15 protein-coding genes and 1 pseudogene are annotated in these 14,126 nt (G+C 40.5%); 3 read left to right on the top strand and 13 right to left on the bottom strand.

Annotated elements, in window-relative coordinates:
• Window positions 1-181 precede the first annotated feature (181 nt).
• The 6 genes and pseudogenes from ACMAZF_RS06655 to ACMAZF_RS06630 all read right to left on the bottom strand — a co-directional run bounded on the left by ACMAZF_RS06655 (window position 182) and on the right by ACMAZF_RS06630 (window position 3,677).
• Complete coding sequence (locus tag ACMAZF_RS06655) at window positions 182-640, bottom strand: hypothetical protein (RefSeq protein WP_435276634.1); 459 nt, start codon at window positions 638-640, stop codon at window positions 182-184.
• A 75-nt stretch (window positions 641-715) separates the two neighbouring features.
• Complete coding sequence (locus ACMAZF_RS06650) at window positions 716-1,240, bottom strand: transposase (RefSeq protein WP_435276633.1); 525 nt, start codon at window positions 1,238-1,240, stop codon at window positions 716-718.
• Window positions 1,241-1,562: 322 nt separating this feature from the next.
• On the bottom strand, window positions 1,563-1,724 hold the full coding sequence (locus tag ACMAZF_RS06645; RefSeq protein ID WP_435276632.1) for a hypothetical protein: 162 nt from the start codon (window positions 1,722-1,724) through the stop codon (window positions 1,563-1,565).
• Between the two features lie 152 nt (window positions 1,725-1,876).
• Window positions 1,877-2,326 carry a YcgN family cysteine cluster protein gene (locus ACMAZF_RS06640; protein ID WP_435276631.1) on the bottom strand — a complete coding sequence of 150 codons (450 nt, stop codon included), beginning with the start codon at window positions 2,324-2,326 and terminating at the stop codon, window positions 1,877-1,879.
• Between the two features lie 85 nt (window positions 2,327-2,411).
• A pseudogene (locus tag ACMAZF_RS06635) lies at window positions 2,412-2,906 on the bottom strand (lytic murein transglycosylase).
• Between the two features lie 498 nt (window positions 2,907-3,404).
• Complete coding sequence (locus ACMAZF_RS06630; RefSeq protein WP_435276630.1) at window positions 3,405-3,677, bottom strand: YcgL domain-containing protein; 273 nt, start codon at window positions 3,675-3,677, stop codon at window positions 3,405-3,407.
• A 105-nt stretch (window positions 3,678-3,782) separates the two neighbouring features.
• Between ACMAZF_RS06630 and minC the strand changes: the two genes are divergently transcribed.
• From minC to minE, 3 genes are read left to right on the top strand one after another with little or no spacing between them, the layout of a single operon-like run.
• Window positions 3,783-4,511: a septum site-determining protein MinC gene (gene minC / locus ACMAZF_RS06625; RefSeq protein ID WP_435276629.1), complete on the top strand. Its 729-nt coding sequence runs from the start codon at window positions 3,783-3,785 to the stop codon at window positions 4,509-4,511.
• 19 nt (window positions 4,512-4,530) lie between these two features.
• Complete coding sequence (gene minD / locus ACMAZF_RS06620; protein ID WP_435276628.1) at window positions 4,531-5,343, top strand: septum site-determining protein MinD; 813 nt, start codon at window positions 4,531-4,533, stop codon at window positions 5,341-5,343.
• A complete protein-coding gene (minE, locus tag ACMAZF_RS06615) occupies window positions 5,343-5,594 on the top strand; it encodes a cell division topological specificity factor MinE (protein WP_435276627.1) in 252 nt (83 codons plus the stop codon). Before minD ends, minE begins: the two co-directional genes overlap by 1 nt.
• An 853-nt stretch (window positions 5,595-6,447) precedes the next feature.
• On the opposite strand, the gene rnd is transcribed toward minE, so the two are convergent.
• The 7 genes from rnd to ACMAZF_RS06580 form a co-directional block, all read right to left on the bottom strand.
• The gene (gene rnd / locus ACMAZF_RS06610; RefSeq protein WP_435276626.1) at window positions 6,448-7,563 is read right to left on the bottom strand and encodes a ribonuclease D; all 1,116 of its coding nucleotides are present in this window, start codon (window positions 7,561-7,563) and stop codon (window positions 6,448-6,450) included.
• A 97-nt stretch (window positions 7,564-7,660) separates the two neighbouring features.
• The gene (fadD, locus tag ACMAZF_RS06605; protein ID WP_435276625.1) at window positions 7,661-9,340 is read right to left on the bottom strand and encodes a long-chain-fatty-acid--CoA ligase FadD; all 1,680 of its coding nucleotides are present in this window, start codon (window positions 9,338-9,340) and stop codon (window positions 7,661-7,663) included.
• A gap of 168 nt (window positions 9,341-9,508) precedes the next feature.
• The gene (locus ACMAZF_RS06600) at window positions 9,509-10,357 is read right to left on the bottom strand and encodes an alpha/beta fold hydrolase (RefSeq protein WP_435276624.1); all 849 of its coding nucleotides are present in this window, start codon (window positions 10,355-10,357) and stop codon (window positions 9,509-9,511) included.
• A 6-nt stretch (window positions 10,358-10,363) separates the two neighbouring features.
• Window positions 10,364-11,035 (bottom strand): M50 family metallopeptidase, encoded by a 672-nt coding sequence (locus ACMAZF_RS06595; RefSeq protein ID WP_435276623.1) that lies wholly within the window; start codon window positions 11,033-11,035, stop codon window positions 10,364-10,366.
• A 9-nt stretch (window positions 11,036-11,044) separates the two neighbouring features.
• The gene (locus ACMAZF_RS06590; RefSeq protein WP_435276622.1) at window positions 11,045-11,416 is read right to left on the bottom strand and encodes a hypothetical protein; all 372 of its coding nucleotides are present in this window, start codon (window positions 11,414-11,416) and stop codon (window positions 11,045-11,047) included.
• Window positions 11,417-11,452: 36 nt separating this feature from the next.
• Window positions 11,453-12,145: a tRNA (adenosine(37)-N6)-threonylcarbamoyltransferase complex dimerization subunit type 1 TsaB gene (tsaB, locus tag ACMAZF_RS06585; RefSeq protein ID WP_435276621.1), complete on the bottom strand. Its 693-nt coding sequence runs from the start codon at window positions 12,143-12,145 to the stop codon at window positions 11,453-11,455.
• A gap of 41 nt (window positions 12,146-12,186) precedes the next feature.
• Window positions 12,187-14,109: an ATP-dependent DNA helicase gene (locus tag ACMAZF_RS06580; RefSeq protein ID WP_435276620.1), complete on the bottom strand. Its 1,923-nt coding sequence runs from the start codon at window positions 14,107-14,109 to the stop codon at window positions 12,187-12,189.
• Between the last annotated feature and the right edge of the window lie 17 nt (window positions 14,110-14,126).

Genomic DNA, 14,126 nt, shown 5'->3' with positions numbered 1-14,126 from the left:
ACCCAATCACAATCAGTTCAAAATTAAATTGCACTAACTAAAACCAATGAAAAATTGGGCTCATTTAGTAAACAAAAATGAACTGGGGACATGAGAACTACGAAATGATGAAATTTGAACGAGTAAATTCGTCAGCTCTATTGCTGAGGCGGAAAATAATAAGAACAGTTAATACTGAGGATTAGCCGACGCCTTTACACCAACTTCGACCGTGATGGTGAGCATAATCTCGTAAATGAGCTTCATTGCCAGCAAAACTGCCGTATTGCCGTCTGAACTCCTTGGCAGCCGAAAGCCACTCATCTGTATCGATTTCTAACACCTGTAGAATCTTAGGTGCGCTCTCATCAATAAACCCACGCTTTGTAGGGGCGATGTGTCGACCACTCCAATCAACTAACTCGAAATAGTCTCTGTAGCTCAGTGGAATAGCGTTTGTGTTGGCAACAGGTGAAAACGGGAGTAAAGATGGCGGTTGCGATGAAACAGTGCAGCCATCATTGGCTTTGTGCTGCTGACGCTGATGAGATTTATATTGCTTTATTCGCTCTTGAATCGATGTGAAATCACTGTCTTCAACACTTTGTGCAATGCCTGCTCTGATTGGATTTAAGTCCACATACGCAAGAGAGCTTAACAACGCTTTTTCATCAAGCAACGCTTGAGACTTAAATCGCCCTTCCCACTAATTTTTAGGGAAAAAAATAGAACAGCTTTAGCTGGCCCGAAGGGTGAGCGCCATGGAAGGCAGCGAATATAATTTACCTGTGCAATTATCTTCTTTATTGGCTTCTCGGGAAATATGCTCATTAAGACATTTCATAAACCACGAAATATCATATAAACGTTCACGCCAAAGCTGGGCATATTCTTCAACTTTTGTAAGCTTAACAGTACTCACTTCTCGGTCAGCAAGATAATCGTCAACAATGGGATGACCGTTATACAAGCAATACCAGCGCTCAATCACCTCGTCCATTGATAACATATCCGCATGGAATTTATCGACTTGCAACACTAGGTGATAGTGATTAATCATAATCGCATAAGCCGCGATATTAATTGAAAAGATAGACGAAAGTAATTTTATACGGTCAACAAGCCATTGCCGCCTATGATCGTAATTTCGCTTGGTATACGGGTCATCACCACACAAGAAACTACGCCGAACACATCGGTTAATTACGTGATAATAAGAAGTGGCTGATAAATCAATTAGCTGGTGCCTCGCTCTCGTCATTGTCGACTCCTACTACGCTCTATTTCAACTTATCAAAGCGTAGTAGAATCGATTAAAATATCAACAATCAATAATAAAAAGTAGCCTGTCCTTTATTTTCTCGTTTATTTTCTCGGTATAACGTTAACCATCATATTGCCTTCCCCATCAGACAACTAGGTCAGCACTCTTGACGATGATTTCGCAGCTCAATACTTAGCCTATGGTTTCCCCTGTCAACGCTTAACTCGACACCTTACGATGCAAAGCCCATGACTCGGGGTCTTGGCGGCTTGCTGAGCCTTACCAAGCAGAGGGCTTTCACCTCCAATCCTCTACCGATTTATCTCGGCGCACTGCCTGTCCCTTTTTTTGCTTTTTTCGTTACATCAGATAAATAGTTATTTTTTTCGTCGGTGATGTGACCAACAAACACCACATCTTTTGCATGCAAAGCGCTAACACTTTGCAACAACAATATGGCAATCAAGAAAATTAATCTCATGAAAGTGCTCTCTTTTTATAATTGATAGGAATCCAGATTTGACCCTAACATTCTAATGAGACAACAACTAATTCCCAAACAGCCGAGAAGTATAACTTCAAGTTATAGGTAAGCACATGTAACATCAATTAATAGAGATGTTTAGCTGATATTTACGGCTCAAACTTCAATGGCCAGTACACGACATGATCTTCTAAATCGCCGGCTTTCTTCTCGCTAATCACCTTCCCGCGGACAGACTGACCCAAGCGGTGCATTTCTTTAGTGCTACCGACATTAAGTGGATGCCAACTCGGTAATTCCTTACCTTCATCAAGTAAACGGTAGGCACAACTAGCAGGAAGCCAACTAAAGCTATCTCTATTTTCTAAGGTGACTTTGAAACAATCTGGCACTTTTTTAAAGCGGTTTGGATAATCGCTACATTGGCAGGATTTTGTATTAAGTAACTGACACGCGACGTTAGTAAAGAATAACTCTTCTGTTTCGTCATCAATTACTTTATTAAGGCAACACTTACCACAGCCATCGCAAAGCTGCTCCCATTCTTGGTCGCTCATTTGCGATAAAGACTTTTCTTTCCAAAACTCGTGCTGCGCCATAGGTTACTTCTTACCAACTAAAAAAGGCATTATACCAAACCATCAGTCAGTGTGGGCACGTGATACAAATTATATCGGGCTTATGTTATTTAATCGGCGGGTACTTTATGCGGTTAGACAAATAACCAACAGCAATGGCGTTATACATGGAATCAGTTAATGCTAATAGATGTTCAAAATTATGATGGGTCAAATAAACACGGCCTTTAATACCGTCAGGTGCAACTAGCTTTGCCGTTAATGTAGCATTAGGTAATGCGCGATTATCAAAGCGAGTAAGACCAAGCGCTTTCCATTGTGATAATGATTTTTAGTCGCCCTTCTCTAACATTGAACGATCAAATTCTTTCGGTAACTTAACTTGGCGCCCCCAAGTATACTTCTCTTGCCAACCGATGTTTTCCAATAGCTTAGCGGTCGTTGCAAAACTGTCATCAACAGAATGCCAAATATCAACTTTTCCGTCTTGGTTATAGTCTTGGTAACTACTGAGATATTGACTTGAATCTATGTTGAATAAACCAACTTTGCCAGTCCAATTACTTTTGATTTCACCAACACCTAGCGCTGGTGTGTTCAATCAATCGATGGTGGCTTTAATCTCTTGCTCATACGAAGCTTGTTGCTGATTAGCATAAGCCAATGAACTCAATACACTTACCATCAACGCTGTCAGAAAAATCATTGGCAGCTCCCCACAACGCCACTAAAAATCGAGGCTGAATGTGGTATTTCTTTTCCATTTCTTTAAGTAATGGTAAGTGTTCTTTATATAAAGCGCGTGCTTTACTGACGCGCTCTTCATTAACGAGACGAGGAAGGAAGGAAGGAAGGTATCTAGCGTTTTAACTTTATTGCGCTGGCGCTGTTGAACAACCACCGCTTTTTTAAACAGCTTAATCGAATTAAACGCTTCTTTTGTTTCATTGGCATCAGCGCCCTTTTCAACTAAGGTTTTTTCAAGCTGTTTAACGTATTGATAGAAAGACAATTCAGCCTGCGCACTAACAGAAAACACGGCACTAATAGCAAAGGTGAACGCTGCAATTCGAGCAATCATAATTATCTTCCTAACTTATTATTCTTTCTCTTGATTTTGTTTAAATTCTTTCAATAAGTCAACTTCTGGTGGCGGCATTTGTAAATAAAATCCTTGTTCACGAATTTTTGCCATCACTTTCTCTTTATCTGCCATCGCTAAATCACGTTTTGTTAGCGGTACAAGCATCACAAACTTAGCTTTTCCAAAGGTTTCTAACAACTGCTTTGGCACAGGTGAAAAATCGTCTCTTTTTGCGATATAGAGATAGGTATCTGCTTTTTTCGAACTTTTATAAACGGCAACAATCATGGGACTTTAAAAACCTGTACTGACAACTTGATAACTAATAAGCGAGAATATAACATGAGCCTCTGTAAAACATAAATTGTTTGTAACTTTTTGGGATTTCTATCAATGCCGACCACCAGTGCCGAATTAAAAGGCAGCCTGTTCCCACTCTCTATTCTTGTATTAGAAGACAATGATTTAGACAAACTGCAACAACAACTCGACAATAAACTAAAACAAGCACCAGCCTTCTTTTTTCGTGCGCCTTTAGTTGTTAATATTGAACAAGTTAGTGAAGAAGACATCGACTTTTTAGCCTTAAAGCAAGCAATTGAAGCCAAAGACTTCATTTGTGTCGGTGTTTGTAATGGTTCAACTGACCAAAAAAAACAAGCGCGCATTGCTGGGCTTGCTACACTTCAACCGCCAAAAGCGACTGAAGCACGAGCAAAGCCCGCACTAAAAGATGCGCCTCAAGCTGTAGAAGAAAAACCAGTAGTAACGCAAGCACCGTTAAAAGCACCAGACATGATAGTGCGCCAAAATGTACGGTCAGGTCAGCAAATTTATGCCAAAAATGCCGATCTTATCGTTGTAGGATCTGTTGGTAATGGTGCAGAAGTTATTGCAGATGGCAGCATTCATATTTATGGCAAGTTGCGCGGCAGAGCATTAGCAGGCGCCAGTGGTAACAAAGGCAGTTCTATTTTCTGTCAATCACTGGAAGCCGAATTAGTATCAGTTGCTGGAAATTACTGGGTCAGTGACGCCATTGAGAAATCACTGTGGCAACAATCCGGTATCGTAAAATTAGACCAAGAGCAGCTCACCATTGAGCCGCTTTTGGACGCATAATCTATTAAAGGAAGAGAACATGTCTCAAGTAATCGTTGTTACATCGGGTAAAGGCGGTGTAGGTAAAACAACGTCAAGTGCTGCTATCGGCACAGGCCTAGCGCTAAAGGGTAACAAAACCGTTATCATCGACTTTGATATTGGTTTACGAAACCTAGATTTAATTATGGGCTGTGAACGCCGCGTAGTTTACGATTTTGTAAACCTCATTAATGGTGAAGCAAACCTAAACCAAACACTAATCAAAGATAAGCGCGTTGATAATTTGTTTATTTTGCCAGCATCGCAAACGCGTGATAAAGACGCACTGACGAAAGAAGGCGTTGGTAAAGTCATTGAGGAGCTAAAAGAGTCTTTTGATTACATTGTTTGTGATTCTCCAGCAGGTATCGAAGCTGGTGCGATGATGGCGTTGTATTACGCTGATCAAGCGGTGATTACGACTAACCCTGAAGTTTCATCAGTACGCGATTCAGACCGCATTTTAGGTATTTTACAATCTAAATCGTTACGTGCAGAACAAGGTTTAGAGCCAATTAAAGAACACCTGCTAGTAACGCGTTACAATCCAGCACGTGTTGATGAAGGCGAAATGTTAAGCGTTGAAGACATCGTTGATATTCTTGCCATCAAATTGGTGGGCGTTATTCCTGAATCTCAAGCAGTATTAAAAGCATCTAATTCAGGTGAACCAGTCATTCTAGATAGTGAAAGCGACGCAGGCCAAGCCTACAATGACACTATCGAACGTTTAATGGGTCAAGAAGTTGAATTTAGATTCTTAACAAAAGAGAAAAAAGGTTTCTTAAAGCGTATTTTTGGAGGTAAGTAATGGCCTTACTCGATTATTTTCGTAGTGATAAAAAGACGACCGCTTCGTTAGCGAAAGAGCGTTTACAAATTATTGTTGCGCACGAACGAAACGATCGTAAAAGCCCTGATTATTTGCCACAACTCAAGCAAGACATTCTTAATGTGATTGCCAAATACGTGCAAATATCTGAAGACCAAGTCAGTGTTGAAGTGGATCAATCAGACGATTTAGCCGTATTAGAGCTAAATGTGACCTTGCCTGATAAATAGCTATTTATTTAGGGTCTGTTGATCTTTTGAGTTCATTTTTACAGCAATTTGTTTGGGGTTTCTACAAGGCAGAGCCTATGTGGTGTAGCTGGCTCGATAATAGCTCCTGCATTATCCTAATGAGCTACATCCCTGTAGCAATACACGAATAGGCGAAAACGCCGTAGAAATAACAAACAAATGCTGTCCGTAGGATTCACCTAAAAGTATTTTGTGCGGCGTTATTCGTCATTCACTGGGGTAAACCCAGCATCAATCCTCATGCCTCGCCCACAGGGATGTGGGTGCTTATGCTCAGTCTGGAACAATGAACATGTGCCCACAACCCTTTTAGATTGAAAAAAATTTAAACTGCAAAGATCAACAGACCCTAGTTGTAAGAAAGTAAAATACTATAAATACAACGCTAAAACTTAGTTTTAAATTTTTCATTAGGTAGCTTCCTTTCATTTATGTTGTACACCAGCAAAGTTTAACTGAAATGCATCTCCTTGATCTTTCGGTTTCCAACCTTTTTTCAACGCCAATTTAATACCAATTGCATTAAATATTTGCCCACCTGTACTTGTTAAAATTAACTAAAATGGCGTTGCTCTCAATCCTAATAGCCAGCTATTAGTCAATCGAGTGCCTTGTTTTAGCTGATTTTCTCTACGCACAACAAGATCACTTACTTAATGGAATTGGTATAATAGCACATTCAATATCATGAATTATAATTATTCGTGAGCCTTTTTTAACTATCGCCATACCATTATGAACTTTAAAATTTAAATGCCCCAAGATGAATAAACGAAAGATATTTCTAGCATCTAATGCGCTTAATTCTATAGCCGTTACTTTTAACGATTTTTTACAATAATTCGACCAACTGCTCTTCAACCAGCGTTTTACGCCACCCAGTACGCAATACAGGTTCATGCTCTAACTGCTCGCCCTCTGTCTTCCACAGTTGAGTTAAAACCTCATGAATTAGCTTTTTAGACGCTATCATTTCTGGTGGGATGTTATGTGTTTGTGCAATATCCGCGATAAGTGCTTTTATCGCTTTAAATTTTTGTTTGTATTGTGGGTAATCAATCAAACGTGTGAGCGCTGGTGGCGGTGTTTTATTCGCTTTACCGGCAGCAACGGCAGCTAAAATGTCTTGGTGGTGACGTTTGATTACCATAGGATAAAGAGATTCCATTCCATATAGTTGTGACTTAGATTGCGGCATTGCCTTAGCGATATTAAATAGCTCGTTATCTTTAACAACAAAACCTAATGCCATATCTTTAGCAACCGCTTTGGTAAATCGCCATTCACATAACTGCTGTAACGCGCTAAGTTGCACCGCATTGAGTTGCCATGCATTACTTATATCTAAATACTTCTTCATTGGTGGGCGAATAACAGTGCGGTTTGCTAAACGTGATGACTCTTCGAGACAGATTTCACGTCTATTCGCTTCTTCTACACGTGCTAGTAGCGGCTGATAGAGCCTGTAAAGGTAGATAACATCATTGGCTGCATAACGAAGCTGAGCATCAGACAGTGGACGTTTTAGCCAGTTAGTACGCGACTCTCCTTTATCAAGTTCAATGTCGCAAAACTCTTGAACAAGTTTTGCATAACCTAAACTCGAGCCCAAACCGATTAAGGCTGCCGCTATTTGGGTATCTAACACTGGTGATGGCACGCATTTACCATTGTGCTTGAACACTTCAAAATCTTCACTGCCAGCATGAATGACTTTCATAATCGACTCATTGGTTAACAGTGCCCAAAATGCTGACAAATCGTCGATAGCCACAGGATCGATTAACGCGAGTCTTTCACCATCATAAACTTGGATTAACCCTAATGCGGCATGAAACGTTCGTTCACGTACAAACTCTGTATCTATGGCTAATACAGCGGAGTTTTGATAATGATGACATAATTCAACAAGCGCGGTTTGAGTATCGATATAAGCTGGTGTAATCACAAAGATTCCTAACTGGATTAATGTTATTGCAGGCACAAAAAAGCTAGCCCGAAGGCTAGCTATTATAAACAATATTGAACGGCATTAAATCATTGAATTACGCTGATTTAGCGATTTCTTCTTCTCGCAACTCACGGCGGAGAATTTTACCTACATTTGTTTTTGGCAACTCATCTCTAAATTCAATGAGTTTAGGCACTTTATAAGCTGTTAATTGTTCGCGACAATGGGCTTTTAGTGCTTTTTCATCAAGTGATTGATCTTTTTTCACAACAAAAATCTTCACTACTTCACCAGATACTTCATGAGGAATACCGATAGCGGCTACTTCGAGCACGCCATTATGCATTGCACAAACATCTTCAATTTCATTGGGGAACACATTAAAACCTGAAACAATAATCATGTCTTTTTGACGATCAACAATCTTACAAAAACCATCTTCATCAATGGTTGCAATATCGCCAGTACCAAACCAGTCGCCATCCATCACTTTCGCGGTCTCTTCTGGCTTGTTGTAATAACCCATCATTACCTGCGGGCCTTTCACTTGTAATTCACCTGGTTCATTGAACCCTTTTTCAACGCCATCATCACCCATGATGCGAACTAAAGTTGATGAACAAGGTAATCCGATTGTGCCGTTAAAACCTTGGCTGTTATGCGGTGCAACCGTCACTAATGGACAACACTCAGTTAAGCCATAACCTTCTAATAAATGAACACCGGTTACTTCTTTCCACTGTTGTGCAACAGCGCGTTGCACTGCCATACCACCACCGAGCGTTAACTTTAATGAACTAAAATCTAGTTCTTTAAACGCCGCATTATTTAGTAATGCATTAAACAATGTATTTACGCCAGTAATTGCCGTGAATTTAACACTTGATAAGTCTTTAATAAATGCAGGGATGTCACGAGGATTAGTGATTAATAAGTTTTTCGCACCAAACTTCATAAACAACAGACAATTAGCCGTTAATGCAAAGATATGATACAGCGGTAATGCCGTAACAATTAGCTCCTTACCATCCGTTAATTGTGTACCATAGGCTGCTGAGGCTTGTTCTAAGTTAGCTACCATATTGCGGTGGCTTAACATAGCACCTTTGGCTAAGCCTGTTGTACCGCCTGTATATTGAAGGTATGCCAGATCATCACCAGAAATTTGTGGCTTTTGATAACTAAGCTGCGCACCACGACTTAAAACGTCACGATAACTAATGGCTGACGGAAGGTTAAAGCTTGGTACCATCTTTTTGATGTATTTAACGGCAAAGTTAACAATAGTGCGTTTAATGGCAGGAAATTGGTCACCCAGATTCGTCACTATGACATGTTCAAGCTGTGGTGTTTCAGCAACAACTTTTTCAACAGTATCAGCAAAATTACTAAGAACAACAAGGGCTTTAGCGCCAGAATCATTGAGTTGATGCTTTAACTCACGCGGGGTATACAATGGATTGACATTAACGACCACCAAACCGGCACGCAATGCACCAAACATCGCAACGGGATACTGAAGTAAATTAGGCATCATAATGCCAATACGATCACCAGCTTTTAGTTTGAGTTCTTGCTGACAGTATGCAGCGAAGTCTTTACTTAACTTATCTAACGTTGCGTAGGTCATGTCATGAGACATGTTTGTGAAAGCAACATTTTGTGGGAAACGTTCGATACTTTCTTCAAACACTTCAACAAGAGACTGATAACGCTCTGGGTTTATTTCTGCTACCACATCATCGGGATAACTTTTTAGCCAAACTTTTTCCACAATTTCTCCTTACTAACGTCATGCATTATTTATTAATTATTAGATTGCATGATTCAATATATTTAAACAGGTGTTTAATGCTCCCACAACTGACGACATTTTGAAAGTAAAATGTAGAGCTATTGCCCTAGATATTAAATAGCTCACCTTTCAGTAGTATTATTTGCGCTATTTAAACAAATGTTGACTGATTAGTTCCCACACAGGTTCAGGATGCTCCATGTGTAAGTGATGTCCACCAGCCAAGGTTTGGACGTTTAAATTTGGCATCACCGCCATACGCTCACTTAAGGTCTTACGCAGCGATAAATAGCCATCTTCGCCAAGAATTAATAACGTCTCATGTTCAATGCCTGATAACAAATCAACGGCTTGCTGCTCAACCATCCGCATTGGTGATAACTGCTTTAAGCGAGAGTCGCTGCGCCATTTGTAACCACCATCAATCTCAACCAATGACCGTTCAACGAGTATTTTTGCAATATCACTATTAAAATCACTCGCCATCGTGCGAGCTAGTACCGCTTTTTCAAATGAGTCATATCCTTTATTCGATGACTTTTTTGTTTGCTCTCGGTATTTGTTAACGATGGATTTTTTTAATAACTCTCGCGTATCTTGAGGCTTTGATGATATTGCCCCCAGCGCTTCAATCAGCACTAATTTATTCACTAGCCCAGGAAACGTTCCCGTGAAAATAGACGCAACTATTGCACCAAGCGAATGACCAATTATATTTACCTTTTGCCATTTATTGTGTTCAATTAGCGTGTATAAATCATAAACATAATCGAGTAGTTGATAAGATGCATCAACGCCGCGATGTTGTGAATGGCCATGCCCCGGCCAATCAATGGCAATCACATGGTGTTTAGGATTGGCCGCCATTAACGGTGAAAAGCTATTGGCATTATCAAGCCACCCGTGTAGGGCAATGGTGACCACCTCAGTGTTGTCTGAATGATATTGTAGTGACGATAAACGAATATGCGGTAAAAGGAAATCAAGACTGTCCATTGAGTATTACCCTTCCTTGTTTAATGATTTAATATTTTGCGACTGTTTGTTTAACGATTGATACAAATAATACAACACACTTAATCCAATAACACACCATACTACAACCCAAACAATCTCAGGGATTAAGGTTATGCTAGCTAACATGGCACCGTCACCAACGGCTCGGCCATCAATTAAATACAACGGACTTTTAATTGCATTAAACAATACTAAGATAGCCATAAACTGGCTTAGATACGTGATAAGTTTGGCGTTTGTTTTTACAAGCATTATGACTAGTAATCCAGTGACTGCTGCCAAAATTAGAGCGGTCATCACATTATTAACCCATAAGATAAGAGTCATGGTAAAAATAGCAACGAGAGCGCCAATAGTCATTCTAGCTAAAGTATTACGAGTACCTGCTTGAAATAATAATGCCGCCCAAATTGAGACGCCTAGATAACCACTAATAGCAATCAGAAAACGGCTACCACCACGGGATAAAACATGGCCACTACCGTCAATTGCCAGTGAAAACTCGACAACTTGGCCACCAGTCATTAAGACTGTAAGGGCGTGAGACATTTCGTGAAATATGGTTGCTAAATAAGTAAATGGCAAACCGATGAAGGGAATATAACTAATAATAATGGCAAATAGACAATAGCCAATAAAAAGCATTCGTTGAGTCATTGATGCCTCTTAGGCAAAGGTGTCGATTCCTACTAAGCGTTGGATCTCTTCACGCTTAGGAGCGTGTTGAACACTTTGGTATTCACTAATAGCAACGCGCTGTACACCTTGAGGTTTATCGTAAATAGTTTGATTGGCTTGATGGGCCGCCGCTACTTGTTCGTATTGCGCTTGTGTAAGCGTACTGCTTTGACGCTGTTGCTGTTGGTCGTCATCTCCTACGACAGTACGGCGTTGAGCATTAGAATTGCTAGTGCTATCTACGCCATCAACCACTCTGCCACGTAAGATAGCATTAGGTTCAGATGTGCCAGCAACTAAGCGCTCATTTGGCGCTGCGGTTGTTGGATTGGATGGCGTATATTGGTTATTTAAAATCATAGCGAAAGTAGTTTAGCACAAGCTTTTTGCTATCGTCTAATTTCTACCCGGCAATTTTTGCCACGTAACAGTATCTCGTACGTAAACTGGGCTTGCATCATCAACATCAACAGCTGTTCCGAGACGAAATGCGGCTTTAGCTAACGGTGCCATTGCATGACTTGATGGGTATAAGATCTCAGTATTGACCTCAATATTTGCGATATTTTTAAGTGTAGGGTACGCAGCCCACGCGGTACCAACAGCCATATAATTTGCTTCATCGAGTACGGTGTTATCAATAATCTCAGGCTTGACAACCATTTCTTGTCCAACAAGGGTAGCTATTCCTTCAATATTTTTAAATACGCCCCAATATACTTCGCTCATGCGAGCATCAATGGCTGCAATAACATCAGTAGCGCCATGTTCATCCATCGCTTGTTGGGCCATCGTCGCCAATGTTGAAATGCCAATCACAGGCTTATTCGCACCGAGGGCAATCCCTTGCATAATACCAGTGCCAATACGTACACCAGTGAAGCTACCTGGACCACGTCCCCACGCTATGGCGTCGAGCTCTTTTAAGGAGAGGTTAGCTTTTTTAAGCATCGCATCTACCATTGGCAATACCATTTTTGTATGGCTACGAGGGGTAACATCTTGTTGGTGAAATATTGCTTCACCATGAGTGATTGCCACCGAGCATGCTTCGGTTGAGGTATCAATAATTAGAATTTTTTCTGACATAATTTTCGTTTCAATTGTTATTTCGTTTCAATAAATTGCTGTTAAAGCTGCTCTAAATAGTCGATGACTTGTTTAAGATCACGTGTGCGTTTCATATCAGGCAAACTTTGTAGGAATATTCGACCATACGGCCTAGTAATCATTCGTGTATCACATAACACTAAGGCGCCGCGATCATTAACATCGCGAATAAGTCGTCCAGCCCCCTGTTTGAGTGAAATAACCGCTTGTGGTACCTGCACGGCATCAAACCCTTCAACGCCTTGTTTCTTTTTGTCATCTAGGCGTGCTTTTAACAAGGGATCATCTGGCGATGCAAATGGAAGCTTGTCGATGATAACACAACGTAATGCGTCACCGCGGATATCAACGCCTTCCCAAAATGAAGACGTTGCTAATAGCACCGCATCACCATCGTCAACAAAGGCATTTAGTAGCGCTTGTTTACTATCATCGCCCTGCACTAACAACGTTTGGTCAATTTGATTAGCTAATTTAGCCTGCAACCGATTAAGGGTTGAAAAACTCGTCACCAGAATAAGAACGCCGCCATTACTCGCTTCAATGAGCACCTGCGTTGTTTGTGCCAGTTGATCAATGTAATTAGGATTTGCAGGCTCAGTAAAATACCGTGGCACACAAAATAACGATTGCTTTTGATAATCAAATGGACTATCTAACGACAATGTTTGAGGTGACTTGATGCCAAGTTGTGCCGTGAAATGGTCAAACTTATCATCGACTTTAAGCGTTGCGGATGTAAACAACCATGCACTATCAAGCGTTTTAGTGTGTTGATAGAACTTATCAGCTATCGACAACGGACTAATATTAAGTTGTAGATGATTGCGACTTGCTTCATACCAAAAACTAAAACCGACTTTATCACCGCCCTTAAATTTATCGAGCCGTGATTTAACTTCTAAAAGTCTTTCAAAACAATTATCAAGGTTCTCACTTCGTCCTAAAGAGATTTTCAGCACTTGATACATAAAATCAAGATTGGCGTTTAGCTGTTCAAATGCGCCCTTTACATCATTTCGATTTAATGCCTGCCCCCAATCACCACGCTCACCGTTATGGGCAAATACAAGGCGTAATTGGTCACTACAACGTTGCACTATTTCAGCGGCTTTTAATAGTTGTTTAGTATCTTTAAGTTCACTGTAATAAACATAAGATATATCAACAGCGAGCTCTTTAATGGTTTTAGTCGATAGTGACTCACCAAAATAGCCACAAGCAATATCAGGAATTTGATGGGCTTCATCAAAAATCACCATCTCACTTGCTGGAATCAATTCGCCAAAGCCAGTGTCTTTTAATGCCATGTCGGCAAAAAATAGATGATGATTTACAACAATTAAATCGGCATCCATGGCAAGACGTCTCGCACGCAGTAAATAACAGTCATCGTAGTGTTCACATTTTTTACCGCTGCAGTTATCACTACTTGAAGTCACTAGTGAAAATGCCATCGATGATTCTTTAACACCCGGCACATCCCCCAAGTCACCTGTTAAGGTATGACCTGACCATCGCTTAATTTGAATTAAATCATGCTCTATTTGGTCGTTATGACTTGCGCCTTGTTGTTGTAATTTCCGGAATCGGTCGATACAAAGATAATTTCCGCGCCCCTTTAGAAGTGCAGTTTTAATTGGTGTGTTAAGCGCTTTTTTAACGAGTGGAAGATCTTTGTAGTAAAGCTGGTCTTGCAGTGCTTTTGTCCCCGTGGAAACAATGGTTTTAGCGCCACTTAACATGGCACTAATTAAATACGCAAAGGTTTTACCGGTACCGGTTTGTGCTTCGACAACCAATTGTTGTTTTTCTTCAATAGCTTTGCCAACGGCTAATGCCATTTCGGTTTGGACTTCACGCTCATCATAACCATCAATGCACTGCGCTAAAGCACCATCTTTGGCAAAGGCATGGCTAATTTTAGAATCAAGTGATGTCATTTCGCCACATGTATTAC

The organism is Psychrobium sp. nBUS_13 (assembly GCF_051201665.1).
Classification (GTDB): domain Bacteria; phylum Pseudomonadota; class Gammaproteobacteria; order Enterobacterales; family Psychrobiaceae; genus Psychrobium.
The sequence above is the reverse complement of the archived record's forward strand: the minus strand, read 5'-3'. Positions and strand labels throughout refer to the sequence as shown.

Excerpts from the sequence above, each read along its gene's own strand:
- ACMAZF_RS06650 (WP_435276633.1), bottom strand. The coding sequence starts at position 1,240 with ATGACGAGAGCGAGGCACCAGCTAATTGATTTATCAGCCACTTCTTAT.
- ACMAZF_RS06645 (WP_435276632.1), bottom strand. The coding sequence starts at position 1,724 with ATGAGATTAATTTTCTTGATTGCCATATTGTTGTTGCAAAGTGTTAGC.
- ACMAZF_RS06640 (WP_435276631.1), bottom strand. The coding sequence starts at position 2,326 with ATGGCGCAGCACGAGTTTTGGAAAGAAAAGTCTTTATCGCAAATGAGC.
- ACMAZF_RS06630 (WP_435276630.1), bottom strand. The coding sequence starts at position 3,677 with ATGATTGTTGCCGTTTATAAAAGTTCGAAAAAAGCAGATACCTATCTC.
- minC (WP_435276629.1), top strand. The coding sequence starts at position 3,783 with ATGCCGACCACCAGTGCCGAATTAAAAGGCAGCCTGTTCCCACTCTCT.
- minD (WP_435276628.1), top strand. The coding sequence starts at position 4,531 with ATGTCTCAAGTAATCGTTGTTACATCGGGTAAAGGCGGTGTAGGTAAA.
- minE (WP_435276627.1), top strand. The coding sequence starts at position 5,343 with ATGGCCTTACTCGATTATTTTCGTAGTGATAAAAAGACGACCGCTTCG.
- ACMAZF_RS06600 (WP_435276624.1), bottom strand. The coding sequence starts at position 10,357 with ATGGACAGTCTTGATTTCCTTTTACCGCATATTCGTTTATCGTCACTA.
- ACMAZF_RS06595 (WP_435276623.1), bottom strand. The coding sequence starts at position 11,035 with ATGACTCAACGAATGCTTTTTATTGGCTATTGTCTATTTGCCATTATT.
- ACMAZF_RS06590 (WP_435276622.1), bottom strand. The coding sequence starts at position 11,416 with ATGATTTTAAATAACCAATATACGCCATCCAATCCAACAACCGCAGCG.
- tsaB (WP_435276621.1), bottom strand. The coding sequence starts at position 12,145 with ATGTCAGAAAAAATTCTAATTATTGATACCTCAACCGAAGCATGCTCG.
- ACMAZF_RS06580 (WP_435276620.1), bottom strand. The coding sequence starts at position 14,109 with ATGACATCACTTGATTCTAAAATTAGCCATGCCTTTGCCAAAGATGGT.